At 35.6% G+C, this 15,644-nt stretch carries 10 protein-coding genes and 1 riboswitch; of the genes, 5 read left to right on the forward strand and 5 right to left on the reverse strand.

The features are described 5' to 3' along the window. Window positions 1–7: 7 nt before the first annotated feature. Complete coding sequence (locus SLW70_RS07915; RefSeq protein WP_320891571.1) at window positions 8–1,936, reverse strand: BatA and WFA domain-containing protein; 1,929 nt, start codon at window positions 1,934–1,936, stop codon at window positions 8–10. Window positions 1,937–2,202: 266 nt separating this feature from the next. Here SLW70_RS07915 and SLW70_RS07920 point away from each other — a divergent pair, with 266 nt between their 5' ends. Next, window positions 2,203–3,318, forward strand: a complete 1,116-nt coding sequence (locus SLW70_RS07920; RefSeq protein WP_320891573.1) for a lactonase family protein — start codon at window positions 2,203–2,205, stop codon at window positions 3,316–3,318. A 274-nt stretch (window positions 3,319–3,592) separates the two neighbouring features. Here the strand turns inward: SLW70_RS07920 and SLW70_RS07925 are convergent, their stop codons facing one another. Then, a complete protein-coding gene (locus SLW70_RS07925; RefSeq protein ID WP_320891574.1) occupies window positions 3,593–4,936 on the reverse strand; it encodes a DEAD/DEAH box helicase in 1,344 nt (447 codons plus the stop codon). A gap of 278 nt (window positions 4,937–5,214) precedes the next feature. Between SLW70_RS07925 and SLW70_RS07930 the strand changes: the two genes are divergently transcribed. Continuing rightward, a complete protein-coding gene (locus tag SLW70_RS07930) occupies window positions 5,215–5,856 on the forward strand; it encodes a diphthine--ammonia ligase (protein WP_320891575.1) in 642 nt (213 codons plus the stop codon). A gap of 293 nt (window positions 5,857–6,149) precedes the next feature. Next, a riboswitch (cobalamin riboswitch) is annotated at window positions 6,150–6,364 on the forward strand. Between the two features lie 99 nt (window positions 6,365–6,463). After that, window positions 6,464–8,407 carry a TonB-dependent receptor plug domain-containing protein gene (locus SLW70_RS07935; protein WP_320891576.1) on the forward strand — a complete coding sequence of 648 codons (1,944 nt, stop codon included), beginning with the start codon at window positions 6,464–6,466 and terminating at the stop codon, window positions 8,405–8,407. A gap of 83 nt (window positions 8,408–8,490) precedes the next feature. Here SLW70_RS07935 and SLW70_RS07940 read toward each other — a convergent pair whose 3' ends face one another. Next, window positions 8,491–8,832 carry a hypothetical protein gene (locus SLW70_RS07940; RefSeq protein WP_320891577.1) on the reverse strand — a complete coding sequence of 114 codons (342 nt, stop codon included), beginning with the start codon at window positions 8,830–8,832 and terminating at the stop codon, window positions 8,491–8,493. Window positions 8,833–9,312: 480 nt separating this feature from the next. Between SLW70_RS07940 and SLW70_RS07945 the strand changes: the two genes are divergently transcribed. Then, entirely contained in the window at window positions 9,313–12,849 is a 3,537-nt protein-coding gene (locus tag SLW70_RS07945) for a T9SS type B sorting domain-containing protein (RefSeq protein WP_320891579.1), read from the forward strand. 42 nt (window positions 12,850–12,891) lie between these two features. On the opposite strand, the gene SLW70_RS07950 is transcribed toward SLW70_RS07945, so the two are convergent. Beyond that, the gene (locus tag SLW70_RS07950) at window positions 12,892–13,932 is read right to left on the reverse strand and encodes an RluA family pseudouridine synthase (RefSeq protein ID WP_320891580.1); all 1,041 of its coding nucleotides are present in this window, start codon (window positions 13,930–13,932) and stop codon (window positions 12,892–12,894) included. After that, complete coding sequence (locus SLW70_RS07955; RefSeq protein WP_320891581.1) at window positions 13,922–14,539, reverse strand: PASTA domain-containing protein; 618 nt, start codon at window positions 14,537–14,539, stop codon at window positions 13,922–13,924. The genes SLW70_RS07950 and SLW70_RS07955 overlap by 11 nt, the downstream gene beginning before the upstream one ends. A 119-nt stretch (window positions 14,540–14,658) precedes the next feature. On the opposite strand from SLW70_RS07955, the gene SLW70_RS07960 reads away from it, so the two are divergent. Then, window positions 14,659–15,630 (forward strand): D-alanine--D-alanine ligase, encoded by a 972-nt coding sequence (locus SLW70_RS07960; protein WP_320891583.1) that lies wholly within the window; start codon window positions 14,659–14,661, stop codon window positions 15,628–15,630. Window positions 15,631–15,644: the final 14 nt, after the last annotated feature.

The raw sequence follows: 15,644 nt of genomic DNA on the forward strand, positions 1-15,644 counted from the left end.
AATTCGTTTATTTCAAAAATTTGATAAGCGCCATTTCTATCAATAGAAAAAGCAGTGCAAAGATAACAAACCATTTCCAAATTTGGCTGTCTGTTCGCTCGGTTTGTAGTTGGTCAAAAACAGTGGTAACGGAATCCAATATTTTATAATCGGCTAATTCGTTTTCATTAGAATTATTCGATTGGCTTTCGGTTCGGTTGTAGTTGAAACTCAGTTGGTCAACAACTTCTTTTTGGTCTAAAACGTCAAAATTGCCTGCTTGTTCAGGATAATCGTTGAAGTTTAATTGAACTTTATTATTAATGCTTTTTTGTACGGGAATAAATTGTTCTTCTTTGTTTTTAACTTCTAAAACAGCGTCTTTTGACAGTGCAACCGAAACTAAATAAGGACTGGAATCGCCAATGATTCTCGCCTTAATGCCATTGTTTTTATTTTGAACAGCCATTTTGTAGAAAGTAGGCACAATTAACGGCGACTGCTGGAAATTAGAATTCAACGGGTTTATTGGCGCACTAAAAACAGAAATAGCGCTAACCGAATTCACTTTGGAACTCAAAAAAGACTTTCCATCTTCGTAATATAAAACTACCGGAAACGAAGCTGATAATCCAAAGTTGGTTTTGGTATTTGGATACTGAAAATTGCTCACCTGATTCTCAAAAACCGAAGCCAATAAAGGATGGTTGAAATTGATTTTGGTAATTCGTTTTTCAGTATTTTCAATCGGTTGGTATTGGATGTTTCCAAAGTTTTTCAAAAACGAATTCAAATTCGGAACCGAACCTTTTGAGGAAGGAATGAGGATCAAGTTGCTGCCTTTTTCGACCAATGTTTTTAAGGTAGTTTGTAAGGCTACAGGAATTTCATCGATTTCGTTAAGGATAATTGCATCTTGTTTTTCGAGTGCATTGTAATCCAAAGAGGTCAATGTGCTGTTTTGAAAATCAAATTCATCATTGGTATATATTCGAGATAAGAAATTGCTTTTTTCGGCTTCGCCAATGCTTAAAACGGCTGTTTTTTGCGTTTTTGAAATGCTGAAATAATAGCTGTTGTCATAGGCTAAGCCATTATCGTCAATGTTTACAACACCATGAAAGGCTTGTTTAGGAATCGTAAACGGAATTGTTTTTTTGGGAGTATCAAAAGAAACAATCGTTTTTGCAATCAGTTTGTTATTGTTGTAAATCGCAATCGAAGTTGGTTTGATATCGTCTCCATAACTCGATAATTCCACATTCAGATTGTAGAAGTTTTCCAGAGTTTCCTGAATGTAAACGCTGTCAATAGCAATGTTGTTTTTTTGTTCTGCTTTTGGAATCACAAAAAAAGTATTGTCTTCTTTGTGGATGTTTTGCAGTTGTTTTTTTTCAAGTCCTATGGCATCGGTGATAATGACAATGTCTTTTTTGAATGCCGATTTATGCGCTTTTATTTGTGCCAAAAGCGATTCGGCTTGAAAAGGAAGTGCGCTGTACTTTAGGTTTTGCAGTTCTGTTTGGATTTCTTTTTTGGTGGTGTTCCAAAAGGTTTCCGAATTTGTCAATAACGAAAAAGTAGCGTTCTCGGGGATGGTTTCTAATAATTCCTGAACCGCACGTTTTAGCAATTCCCCTTTTTTGCCTTTGGCTTGCATGCTTAACGAATTATCGAGAATAATGTACATTTCATTCGAACGGTTTTCGCTGTCTTTGGCTTTGAAATAAGGTTGGGCGAAAGCCAAAATAATAAAGGTCAGAAGCAGCAAACGACATCCTAAAAGCAGCCATTTTTTGATGGTGGAGCTTTTGCGAGTTTGTATTGTAAGAGCTTTTAGAAATCGAACGTTAGTGAAATATTCTTTTTTGAATCGGCGTAATTGAAAAAGATGCACCAAAATAGGGACAATCAACAAGAACAGAAAGTATAAAAGTTCAGGATGTTTAAAATACATTGAGTTCAAAAGTTTACTGTTCGAAAGGAAAACAGTGAATGGCTAGCCAAAAATACAAATTTGTAAACAGTTATGAATGGAGACGAGAAGATTTTTTCAAATGAAGATTTTATGTTTTAAACACGAATTGCACGAATTAACACGAAAAAGAAATGTTTAAATTTCACGAATCAGTCAATGACTGATCAAATTTGTGTAATTCGTGGCTGTCTAAAGGATACAATTGTTCGTTTTAATCTGTATTTTAGCATTTCTAAAAATTATTTATGATGAAAAAGTATCCTTCGGTTGTATTCGCGCTTCTATTTAGTATTTCATTTTTTGCACAACAAAGCAAGCTTAATTTAATTATTGGAACCTACACCAATAAATGTGATAGTAAAGGGGTTTATGTGTATGAATTTGATACTAATACGGGCAATTTCACCTTACAATCAGAGTCGGTGCCAACGGATAGTCCTAGTTATTTGGCGGTTTCACAAGATAATAAATTTGTTTATACGGTCAATTCTGATGCTGCCAATAGTGCCGTAACTGCTTTTGGATTTGATGCTAAAACGGGAAAACTGAATTTTTTGAATAAAGAAAAAACCAATGGTGTGAATCCATGTTTTATCATTAATGATGATAAAACAGTGATATCAGCCAATTATTCGGGTGGAAATGTTTCTGTTTTTGGTAAAAATAGTGACGGAACTGTGACAGCTTTAAAACAATTGGTGCAGCATGAAGGGAAAGGGCCTAATGCCAAGCGACAAGAAAAAGCCCATTTGCATATGGTGCAATTTTCTCCAGACCACAACTATGTTTTAGCAACCGATTTAGGAAGTGATAAAGTGTATTCCTATGCATATAGTCCCAATGCAAATCAACCTTTGGAATTGAAGTATACTATTGATGCGAAAGCAGGAAGCGGACCAAGGCATTTTACTTTTAGTAAAGACGGTAAAAAAGCCTATTTGTTACAAGAATTGGATGGTACTGTTTCGGTTTTTAATTATAAAAAAGGGAATCTTAAATTAATTCAAGAAACCACCGTTTTAAGTGATGGTTTTAATCAATCCTTTACTGCTGCAGATATCCATATTTCACCTGACGAACGTTTTTTATATGCTACCAATAGAAAAGAAGCCAACGATATTAGTTGCTTTAAGATTTTAAAAAATGGCAAATTAGAATTTGTATCTAGAACAAGCACTTTGGGTGATGGGCCACGAAATTTTGCCATTGATCCTACGGGGAATTTTTTGTTAGTGGGGCACCAATTTAGTAACGGTGTAGTGATTTTTAAAAGAGATAAGGCAACAGGATTATTGACGGATACTGGGAAGAGAATTGATTTGTGCTCGCCTGTTTGTTTGGTGTTTACGGGAAAAGAGTAAGGAAGTTGGGATATGGAAGCTGGGAGATGGAAGCTGGGAGATGGAAACTTGAAGTTGCAAGTTGCCCCGGACCCGCGTGAGGGATAGGAGCAAACCGCCAAAGCGGTGCGGATAGCCCGACAGCAGCCAGAAAAATGGGCTACTATTCACAACGAATAGTAGCCCATTTTTTTGGCTGGTGGCACGCCCAAATAGACGAACTTATATTTTTAAGCTAATCTTTGATTGTAAGGATATTTATAAACTGTGTAATCCTTTTAATCTGTGGCTTTCTTTATTTTTTCTTCTTTTTTTGAGCTCTAGTTTTTAACATGTTTCGGTTAACAGAACCATGCGTTTTCTTTTTGGTTTTGGATGGCCCTCCAAGGTTGACTTTGGTATTCTTTTTGGCTTTTTCGTGAAAAGCACCCTCACCATCTGGTTTCTTCTTTTTATTGAATTTAATGACGGGACGTTCTTTTTCAGGTTCGATTAACTTCATCGAAATTTCAACTTCTTCAGGGAAATCTTCAATCTCTAGTTCCATGTTCATCAAGACTTCGATTTCGATTTTGGATTCTTCCTCTCTTGGAGTGATGAAACTAATCGCTGTTCCTGTAGCATCAGCACGACCAGTACGACCAATACGGTGCATGTACAATTCTCCAAATTCGGGCATCTCAAAGTTGATGACATGGGTAATATTCGAAATATCCAAACCTCTGGCCATAATATCCGTGGTAATCAGTCCGCGAAGATTGCCTTCTTGGAAACTTGCCATCGTGGTCAAACGGTAATTTTGTGATTTATTAGAGTGGATGACTCCAAATTGTCCTTCAAAATCCTCTTCGATACGCTCAAAAACCATATCCGAAATCTTCTTGTTATTCACAAAAACCAAGACACGACTCATGTCTTCGTTAGTGGCTAACAAATGTTTCAGTAAATTGATTTTGGTATTAAAGTTGGGAACATTATAAGTGATTTGTGTAATGTTTTCTAAAGGTGTTCCTGAGGCCGAAAGCGTAACTTCTTCAGGATAATCAAAGTAATCATTCAAAACAGCATCGACTTCATCGGTCATCGTTGCAGAGAACAAGATATTTTGACGTTTTTTAGGCATCATCGCCAATAGAGCGGTTAATTGGGTTCTAAAACCAAGGTTCAACATTTCGTCAAACTCATCAATCACTAGTTTTTGAATTTCTTCAAAACGGACTACGTTGTCTAGGGCTAAATCCATGGTTCTACCAGGAGTTCCTACCAGTATATCAGTCCCTTCATAGACATTTTTTTTCTGGGTGTTGATATTTACGCCTCCAAAAATTCCGATGGTACGAACCGACATATATTTGGTTAATTTTTCGATTTCGTCAACTACTTGAACTACTAGTTCACGTGTTGGAACCAGAATGACAATTTTTGGGGTATGCGTAGTTGTAAATTTATATAGCTTTAATAAAGGCAGTAAATAAGCAAAGGTTTTTCCAGTTCCCGTTTGTGCAATACCCATCATATCACGCCCAGACATGATAACAGAAAATGATTTTTCCTGAATAGGAGTAGGGGTTACAAATCCTAAATCCTCAACGGCTTTTTGTACTGATTTCGGAAGATTAAATTGCTCAAAAGTGCTCATAAAACGTATATTTTGTGCAAAGATACGTTTTTTATAAGGATACTAGCATTGGCTAGAGAAACTGTTTGGAAACAACCCTTTGCTTGCAGGTTTTCTGGAGGCGATACTTTTTAAAAAGCAACTAACTTTAAAAGGTAGATTTTAATAAAAGGCTGCTTATAATAAGTTTTTATTGCAATACTTTTGGGAAATATTTTGAAATCCAACCATTAAATTTCCTCAATGACTTAATGGTGAATTTTCAACCTTACAATAATAAATCGTTTAAACTCGTAAATATGAATTTTTTAACCTCTTGGAGCGGCGGAAAAGACAGTTGCTACGCCATGATGAAAGCCGTTGAGCAAGGTTTTGTTCCCAAAGTGCTCTTGAATATGATGAACGAAAACGGAAAGATTTCCCGTTCTCATGGATTGCCACTAGCGATTTTGGAACAACAAGCTTTGCAAATGGATGTACCATTAGAAGCGGTTCCTGCCAGTTGGGAAGATTATGAAGTCAAATACATTCAGACTTTAAAATCACTAAAGTCCAGATACGATTTTGAAGCAGCCGTCTTTGGAGATATCGATTTGCAAGCGCATAAAGACTGGGAAGATAAGGTTTGTGCTGCTGCTAGTTTACAAGCTGTTTTACCGCTTTGGCAGCAAGACCGCTTGGTCCTAGTCAATGAGATGTTGGCCAATGGAATCGAAACCATGATTGTTTCCTGCAATGCACAAATGGGTGAGAACTATCTTGGTCGCATCTTGACTCACGAATTAGCCCAAGAATTGCAGGAAAAAGGCATTGACCCCTGTGGCGAAAATGGCGAATTTCACACTATGGTTATCCATTGTCCCTTGTTCAAAAATCCAATTTCTTTACCCACATACACTACAACGACCCATGAAAACTACTGTTTCATCGTTTGGGAATAGAATTTTTGTTAGTAGCATAATCCCACCATTCGTTACAAGCTTTTTGTATAAATACTATTTTTCTACGCTAGGAGAGGAGCTTCCGTTGGTCGCTCTCTCCTAGCAAGAAAAATTATTATTTATCCTGCAAAGGCTTTTCACTGCTGTTGGGGCTAGGGAATTGCTTACTTAATAGCAACTGAGTTAACATTGTTTTTATGGTTTTTTTAAGTTTAATAGGCTGTTAGTTAGTGGTTTGATTTAAGTCTGCTGCTCGTGAATTAAAAATATCGAAAACAATAAATTTAGTATTATATTTGCCGCCGTATTGAGGTTGCTGTTTTTTTAATTGAAACAGCATTAAAAGGGAATCAGGTGAATTTATTTATAATAATAAATCCTGAGCTGTACCCGCAACTGTAAGCTATCAAGCTTGTTGTTATCTACAAAACCATTGTTCGTCTAGGCGGATGAGAAGGTAAACAACAAGACGCAAGCCAGGAGACCTGCCTATTACATCGAGTATCAAACTTTCGGGAAAAAAGGTTTGGGTATGGGTCATTCTATGCTTTTCTCCCATTTTTAATCATGCAATGGTTTATAGACCTTTGCTAAATGTTTTATTAAAATGAACAAGAAAATCGTTCGTATTAGTATGTTGTGCCTACTAATAGGTGCATCTACTTTTGCACAAAAAAAAGGAGCTATCGCGGTTCCAAATGAATTAAACGAAGTTGTTATCTCCGATTCAAAATTTGCTTTACCAAAAGAAAAATCAGGAAAAGTAATTGTGAAAATCACTGCTGAAGATTTGGCAAAAAGAGAAGGACAGTCTCTTGCCACTGTATTAAGTTCTGTAGCAGGTGTTGAAATTAATGGAAATCAGAGTAATGCTGGTAGAAATTTAGGGGTGTACATACGTGGTAGCCGTACACGTCAAACCTTGATTTTAATTGATGGTGTTCCCGTTTCGGATGCTTCAGGAATTAATTTAGAATATGATTTGCGTTTGCTTCCTGTGGAACAAGTAGAAAGTGTCGAAATCATGAAAGGAGCCTCAAGTACTTTATATGGCTCTGGTGCAGCTGCAGGTGTTATTAATATTACCCTAAAAAAAGGAACTAAAAAAGATATTTCTGGTACGGTATATCTGAATACAGGTACGCAAGTAACTGCTGATAAGACCAACTATAGTCCGAAAGAATTCAATCAAGGATTCAATTTTGGTGCTAAAAATGAAAAAATCAATTATTTTGCCTCTTTAAATAGTAGTGCTGTTCAAGGAATTTCAGAAGTTAAAGGTGTTGATTTTGAAGACGATCTTTTTCAAAGAGTAAATTCGGTTGTGAAATTAGGTTTTACTCCAACTAAAAAACTAAGCTTAGATTTTTCAGCTAACTATGACCGAATCAAAAATGAGTTTGATGATGTCTATGATAATTTTAACAACCCAGATTCGCCTGTAAATGTCTCAACTTCTGAGCAATTTCGTTTAGGATTTTCACCAAAATACAAATACAATAAAGGAGAGTTAGTATTGAATTCTAGTTTTAATATGATTGAAAGAGGATATAACGTGTTCAATAGCAGGACAAAAAAAGTTGATCCAAGTGAATATAAATCACGAAATGTAAACGTTGATGCCTTCAATAAATACCAGTTTTGCAAGCAATTTTTTGCAGTTCTAGGGAGTCAGTTTCAATTTCAAGAAATGAATTCTCAGACTGTTTACGGTAGTATTGCTGGTGAAATGGCTAAATTTAACACTGTCGATCCGTATTTTACAGCAGTTTATAATTCGGATTTTGGTTTAAATGTAAATTTAGGAGGTAGATACAATATACATAGTGTTTATGGAGAGCATTTAGTGTATAATATCAATCCATCGTTTTCATTTTCTGATTTACCTTTAAAATTATTGGCTTCTTATAGTACAGCCTATATTACTCCTAGTTTGTATCAATTGTATTCTCCTTATGGAAACCTTGATTTGACTCCTGAGGAAAATAGTACTGTTGAAGCAGGATTTGAGGTGTCATTATTAGACAAGAAGCTAACATTGAATACCGTTGCTTACTACAGGCAAGAAGATAATGCGATAGGTTTTTATACAAATCCTACAACCTATAAATCAAATTACGTCAACACGGTTGGGAAATATAATGCGAGAGGGGTAGAGGCTATGGTTTCTTATGCTTTTTCAAAGGATTTAGGAGTAAATGTAAACTATACTTTTACACAAGTGGAAGAAGCATTAAGCAAATTGATCCCAAAACACAAAGCAAATGCTTCTGTTGATTACCAATTGAATGAACGAACATCTTTCAATGTGAATTATCAATATGTAGATAAAAGGAATACTTCTTATTTTAACGGAGCTACTTTTAAATCTACACCAGTACTTTTAGATGCATACCAATTAGTAAATGCAACGGCTAGATACAACCTAATCAAAAATAGGATGAATGTATTTGGTTCGGTAACGAATATTTTTAATGAAGATTTTCTTGAAAACGTAGGTTATAGCACACGTGGACGAAACTTTAAAATTGGTTTTACTCTATTGTTCTAGTTCGAAAGAAACAGGATTAAATAAAAATCCCCTGATAGTGGTTAGTGCTATCAGGGGATTTTCCGTAAATTAACAATTGTAATTTACATCGTCTGTATGTTGTTTTGTTCTAAAATTGCCAAAAGATAAAGGCTTTGATCAGCATCATATTTTTCAATTCCACATTTATACCAATCTTCAATAATATTCAATTGATATTCTGTGAAACCTTCAGAATCGATATTCATTCCAAGCATTCCAGCTAATTGAAATTCGTCTAATACTTTATTTGTGACAATTCTGGAAGGAATCCCATCTGTTATTTTACCATTCAATCTCTCATAGTCAGATCTGCCACAATGAAAACCTACATTAAATGCTTGGCATTCTTTCTTACTGGAGTTTAGGTGTAAAAAGGGATTTAAACCATATGAATATCCTTCCATGTAATCTTGTCTGTAGACAGGGTCAAATATATCTTCCATACTGTTTAGGATTAAGTTTCGGTATTAATTACAATCAAACCTACTATAATAAAGGCTAGGATTAAATTATAATCGTTAAAAGGGAAAAAAAAACTTTAATCTTCATGTTTTTATGATAAATAGTGATTTTTTGTTTTGTTTAAGCTGGTGTCTAATGATTAATTATTATTTATTGATAGGATGGTGTTATTGATTTTTCAACTGTAATATTGTGTTGAATTTTAAATAAATGGTAGAAGGTTTAGTTTTAATCTAGTTGCTAAAACGGGATTTGATTAAATAAGAAATTATGTTTGTAGAGAGATATATTCTTAAAAACACATCGTATAGATGAATAAATTATATAAGGTAAATAAGAGTTAGTATTTGATAATTTAGTTTGTGTGTAATAGCTGTGTTTTTTTTTAATTTACTGACTACCAAATAAAAATACCAACCAAAATGAACCAATCTTTTATAAAAAAAACAATCTTTCAATTGCTGTTAATTTTAATGTGGAGTTACACTTGGTCGCAACCACGTCAAATAGTTATTGTAGAACAAACTTTTGTTTATGCAAATTCGGCTACAGTTGCTGATTTGGATTCAAGAGTGACTGGTCTTCTTCCTGGTGATGGTGCAGTATGGATGAATGCTGCAACTGGAGGGACTGCTTTTTTGCCAACAGATGCTCTTATTAGTGGGCAGAAATACTATTTGAAAAATACAGAAGACAATACTAAATATGCGATTGGTACTCGATTAAGAATTATTGCTTTTCAAATTTCGCCAAGTTTAGTGCCAAGTAAATCCAATGTATTGTGTGAAGGAGAAATAGTTCAGATTAAAGCTGAAGGTTTATTAACTACCGAAGAGTTTACCGCCAAAAATACCAATGGTTTAGGTTTGAATTTAGTTAAGGTAGCTCAGTTTCAGCAGTCAAATTATTTTGTAAAAGTAGGTACTGATGCAAAGCCACTTTCGATGTCTTGGACAGCAGCCGATGATTTAATTTCGAACATACCTGGTGCCTCTATGTACATTATTAACGGAGGAACTCCTGGTGGTGCACAGCCTCTAGAAGAGACTACTGTTTTGAGCGGATTAGATGCGTTAGGCTATTTGAATAAGCAAGGACCTCCAAAAGTGCCTTCTGGCTATGCTTTTTGGTTGGGTTTAAAGCAATATGGGAATGCTTATGATTTTGATGATAGGACAGGGATAAATAATAAGGGTTGGTACTGGGTTAATGGAATGCCGTTAGGATATGAAAATTGGGATAAAAACCCAACAACTTTAGTATTGATTGAACCTAATGACTATAATGCTAATGGAACCGTTGGAGCGATTCCTCCTCATGATGAAGATAATGCCGAATTTAACTTTCAATCTAGGACGGCTGCTGCTTGGGTAGATGCACCTGATTTAAGTCCGTTGCATGCCTCTGTTCCTTTGTTTGAATTTCAGGGGATTACATCGCTTCAATGGAGTAAATACAATACAACGACAAGTAGTTGGGAACTTATGCCTGGTGAAACTAATGGGATCTTGAGCACAACAGCAATTGCAGGTACGCTACGGTATAAATTAGATTATAGTATTAATGGGACGTCGCAGCCTCCTTTGATGTATGATGTCATTGGTACTGCTATAACAATAACAACACAGCCTACTTCGGTTTCTTCTTGTGGCGAAAATGTTTCTTTTTCAATTCTAAGTGATGGTGATTTGTATCAATGGCAGGTTTCAACAGATGGTGCGACTTGGAAAGATGTTACGAATAATGCTATTTATAGTAACTCAAATTCAACTGAATTAAAAATTACTAGCCCAGTAAATACAATGAATAGCTATAGGTATAGAGTACTTATTAAAAAAACAGGTGCTTCCTGTAGTTTATTTTCTAATGAAGTAAGTTTAACTGTAAATGTGATTGCTACGCCTACAATTACGGCAGGAAGTTCTACTACTTTCTGTACAGGTGATAGTGTCGTGCTGACCTCTTCCTCAGCTACAGGGAATCTTTGGTCAACTGGAGAAACTACACAATCAATAACAGTGACTTCATCAGGAACTTATACAGTGAAAGTGATGAATGGTAGTTGTGCATCAGCTACTTCAGCGGGAACTGTGGTTACAGTAAATGCGATTCCTGCCACGCCAACGATTTCAGCAACAGGTGTAACAACTTTCTGTTCTGGTGGAAGTGTGGTTTTAACTTCATCATCGTCTGTTGGAAACCTTTGGTCAACTGGTGAGACAACTCAGTCAATAACAGTTGCTTCGTCAGGAACTTATACTGTAAAAGTAATTAATAATGGTTGTACATCAGCAACTTCAGCGGGTACTAATGTTACAGTGAATCCTACACCGGCTACCCCAATTATTACAACAGTTAGCCCGACTACTTTTTGTACTGGTGGTAGCGTAGTTTTAACTTCGTCTTCGTCTGTTGGAAACTTATGGTCGACAGGAGAGACTACACAATCAATAACAGTGACTTCATCAGGTACTTATACAGTGAAAGTAATGAATGGTAGTTGTGCATCGGCTACTTCAGCGGGAACTGTGGTTACAGTAAATGCGATTCCTGCCACGCCAACGATTTTAGCAACTGGTGCAACAACTTTCTGTTCTGGTGGAAGTGTCGTTTTAACTTCATCTTCGTCTGTTGGAAACCTTTGGTCAACTGGTGAGACAACTCAGTCAATAACAGTTGCTTCGTCAGGAACTTATACTGTAAAAGTAATTAGTAATGGTTGTACATCAGCAACTTCAGCGGGTACTAATGTTACAGTGAATCCTACACCAGCTACCCCAATTATTACAACAGTTAGCCCGACTACTTTTTGTACTGGTGGTAGCGTAGTTTTAACTTCGTCTTCGTCTGTTGGAAACTTATGGTCGACAGGAGAGACTACACAATCAATAACAGTGACTTCATCAGGAACTTATACAGTGAAAGTAATGAACGGTAGTTGTACATCACCTACTTCAGCGGGAACTGTGGTTACAGTGAATGCGATTCCTGCCACGCCAACGATTTCAACAACTGGTGCAACAACTTTCTGTTCTGGCGGAAGTGTCGTTTTAACTTCATCTTCCTCTGTTGGAAACCTTTGGTCAACTGGTGAGACAACTCAGTCAATTAGCGTTTCAACTACTGGAAACTATACTGTGATGGTGACTACTAACGGCTGTTCTTCATCAGTGTCTTCAACAACGAATGTTATTGTAAATCCTCTACCAAGTATTAATACAAATGAGAATGGAGATGAAGATGTTTTAATTTGTTCTGGTATCTCTACCTTTTCGATCTTATTAGAAGCTGGAATAAACGACGGTACACCTACTAGTGATTACACTTATCTTTGGTCTAAAAATGGAATATTAATCACACCGTCTGAAACTAATCCCACATTAACGGTTAATTCTGATGGAGTCTATACCGTCAAAGTAAGTTCGAAATTAACCAATTGTAGTAGTGTTAGAACAATTAAAGTAATTCCTTCCGAAGCACCTAAAATTAAGGCTATTGATATTGTTGAATTAACCGATAATAATTCGATAACAATTCATCTCGATTCAGGTCAGGGTAAGTACTTGTATAGTATTGAAGGGGTTAATGGTGGTTATCAAGAGTCTAATTTTTTTAATGATATTGCACCTGGAGTTTACGAGGTTTTTGTAAAAGATACCAGTAATTGTGGTAGTGACAATAGAACGGTTTATGTTCTTGGTGCTCCCAAGTATTTTACGCCAAATGGTGATGGTTATAATGATTATTGGAATATAAAAGGAATTAACGGGACAGCTAATGCAAATTCAATGATTTCCATTTTTGACCGTTATGGTAAACTTTTAAAACAGCTAAGACCTTTGGAGCAAGGTTGGAATGGGACTTTTAAAGGTGTTTTATTGCCTGCAACGGATTATTGGTTTACAGTAAAACTAGAAGATGGAAGAGAGGCAACTGGTCATTTTTCGTTAAAAAGGTAATTCATAAAAAAAAAGCGCTAACCAGCGCTTTTTCTATTTTAGTTATTCTTCATCATCAATCATATGAGATTTTGAATACCCTCTCCATTTGTCAATGCAATCTTGAAAATCTTGAGGTAAATCAGTGTCAAATCGCATGTGTTCACCTGTTGTAGGATGGATAAATCCTAAGGTTTTAGCATGTAAGGCTTGTCTTGGTAATGCTTTAAAACAATTGTCTATAAATTGTTTGTATTTAGTAAAAGTTGTTCCTTTTAGTATCAAATGTCCACCATAACGCTCATCATTAAATAAAGGATGACCAATATGTTTCATATGTGCTCTAATTTGGTGTGTACGTCCTGTTTCTAGTTGGCAAGAAATCAATGTAACATAGCCAAAACGTTCTAGTACCTTGTAATGTGTAATAGCAGGTTTTCCTATCTCAGGGTCTGCAAAAACAGCCATTTGCATTCGGTCCTTTAAGTGACGCGCTAGGTTTCCTTCAATCGTTCCTTTTTCTTCAGTAACATTTCCCCAAACCAAAGCGATATATTCTCTTTCAGTAGTTTTGGCTTCAAATTGTTTAGCCAAATGGGTCATTGCTGCCTCTGTCTTAGCAATTACTAATAATCCAGAAGTGTCTTTGTCAATACGATGTACTAATCCAGGACGTTCGCTACTGTTCATTGGTAAATTTTCAAAATGAAAAGCCAATGCATTGACAAGTGTTCCAGTGTAATTTCCGTGACCAGGATGTACCACTAAACCGGGTTCTTTGTTGACCAATAATAAGGCATCATCTTCATAAACAATGTTTAATGGGATGTTTTCCGGTAGAATATGATTTTCAAAAGGAGGATGGGATAACATTACTGTAACCAAATCAAATGGTTTTACCTTATAATTTGATTTTACTGCAATTTCATTTACAAAAATATTTCCTCCCGAAGCTGCATTTTGAATTTTGTTTCGGGTAGCATTTGGGATTAATCCCATCAAATATTTGTCTATTCTTAATAAGGCTTGTCCTTTAGGAACTTCAAATCTAAAGTGTTCGAATAATTCGTCTTCTAAGTCAACCGACTCTATATTATTGTTCATTAGGCATTTCATCTATTGGACTAGCTAGGCTGTCCGTTGGTATACTCTCTTCATAACTCGCTTTTCCATCTCCTAAAACCAAATCAATTTTAGAACCTTTTAAGACTTTATCACCAGCTTTTATATTACGACCTTTAAAGCGCATTTCAAGCACCATATCTTTTCCTAAATTAGGGATATAGGTTATAGTACCTTCTTCTAGTCCTAAAGCTCTCAAAGTAGGAATCGCTTCACGATAGGTCTTTTCAATTAAATCAGGGATTTTGACAGATGAAAAACCAGAAGAGTTAATTTTAATATATACTTTACGTCCTACTTTTACCTTAGCGCCAGGCAAAGGGTCTTGCTGTACCACACTATATTTAGGGTAATCACTTCTGTAATCTACGCTGTCTAACAATACGTACGCCAGATCTAATTCGTCTAATTTTTCTTCAACTTGTTCCTCAGTCAATTTGCTTAAATCGGGAACGGTAATTTCATTTCCGTGGTCAGTGGTAAAAGTCAACCAATGCATTAACAAATATCCTAAAACGCCGATTATAAGTGCGGCTAGAAAAACTTGTGTAAAAAACACTCGACTAGTAAGGTATTTACGTAAACTCATAATTTATTTTTATAATACGACAAAGATAAACCTATTTCGTTCCAAAAAAAATGATAATTTTGTTTTGAATAGGATTAATCGGTAATTCGATTAATCGGTTAACCGATTAAACAAATAAAATGAAAAATATTGCCATCATCATGGGTGGGTATTCTAGTGAATACAAGATCTCATTAATCAGCGGAAACGTTGTTTTTCAAAATTTAGATAAAAACAAGTACAATGCTTTTCGCATTCATATTTTTAAAGAAAAATGGGTTTATGTTGATGCAAACGATACTGAATTCCCTATTGATAAGAATGATTTTTCGGTAGTAATTGATGCAAACCGTATTCATTTTGATTGTGTGTTTAATGCCATTCACGGTACACCAGGAGAAGATGGATTGATGCAGGCTTATTTTGAATTGCTTGGGATTCCACAAACTGCTTGTGATTATTACCAAGCGGCTTTAACATTTAATAAAAGAGATTTACTGTCGGTTTTAAAACCATACGGAATCAAAACGGCTATTTCATATTATTTAAATCAAGGAGATGTAGTTAATATTGAAGAAATCATTGAAAAAGTAGGTTTGCCTTGTTTTGTAAAACCAAATAAAGCAGGTTCTAGTTTTGGAATTTCAAAAGTAAAATCGGCCGCAGAGTTGCCAACGGCAATCGAAATTGCATACAAAGAAGATAACGAAATTATTATCGAAAGTTTTCTTGACGGTACCGAGGTTTCTGTTGGTGTTATTAATTATAAAGGAGAAACAACAGTATTGCCAATTACTGAAATTGTATCTGAAAATGATTTCTTTGACTACGAAGCTAAATATCTTGGACAATCACAAGAAATTACTCCCGCACGAATTTCCGATGAAATGACTCAAAAAGTAGGAGCGATTGCTAAACGCGCCTACGAAGTGTTAAAAATGAAAGGGTTCTCACGTTCTGAATTTATTATTGTAAACGACGAACCACATATGCTTGAAATGAATACGATTCCGGGATTGACTACTGAAAGTTTGTTGCCACAGCAAGCAGCTGCCGCTGGAATTACGCTTGAAGATTTGTTTTCAAATGCAATTGAGTTAGCTTTGAAATAAACAATTAGAAAAAC

The sequence above is a fragment of the Flavobacterium sp. NG2 genome (genome assembly GCF_034119845.1).
GTDB lineage: Bacteria > Bacteroidota > Bacteroidia > Flavobacteriales > Flavobacteriaceae > Flavobacterium.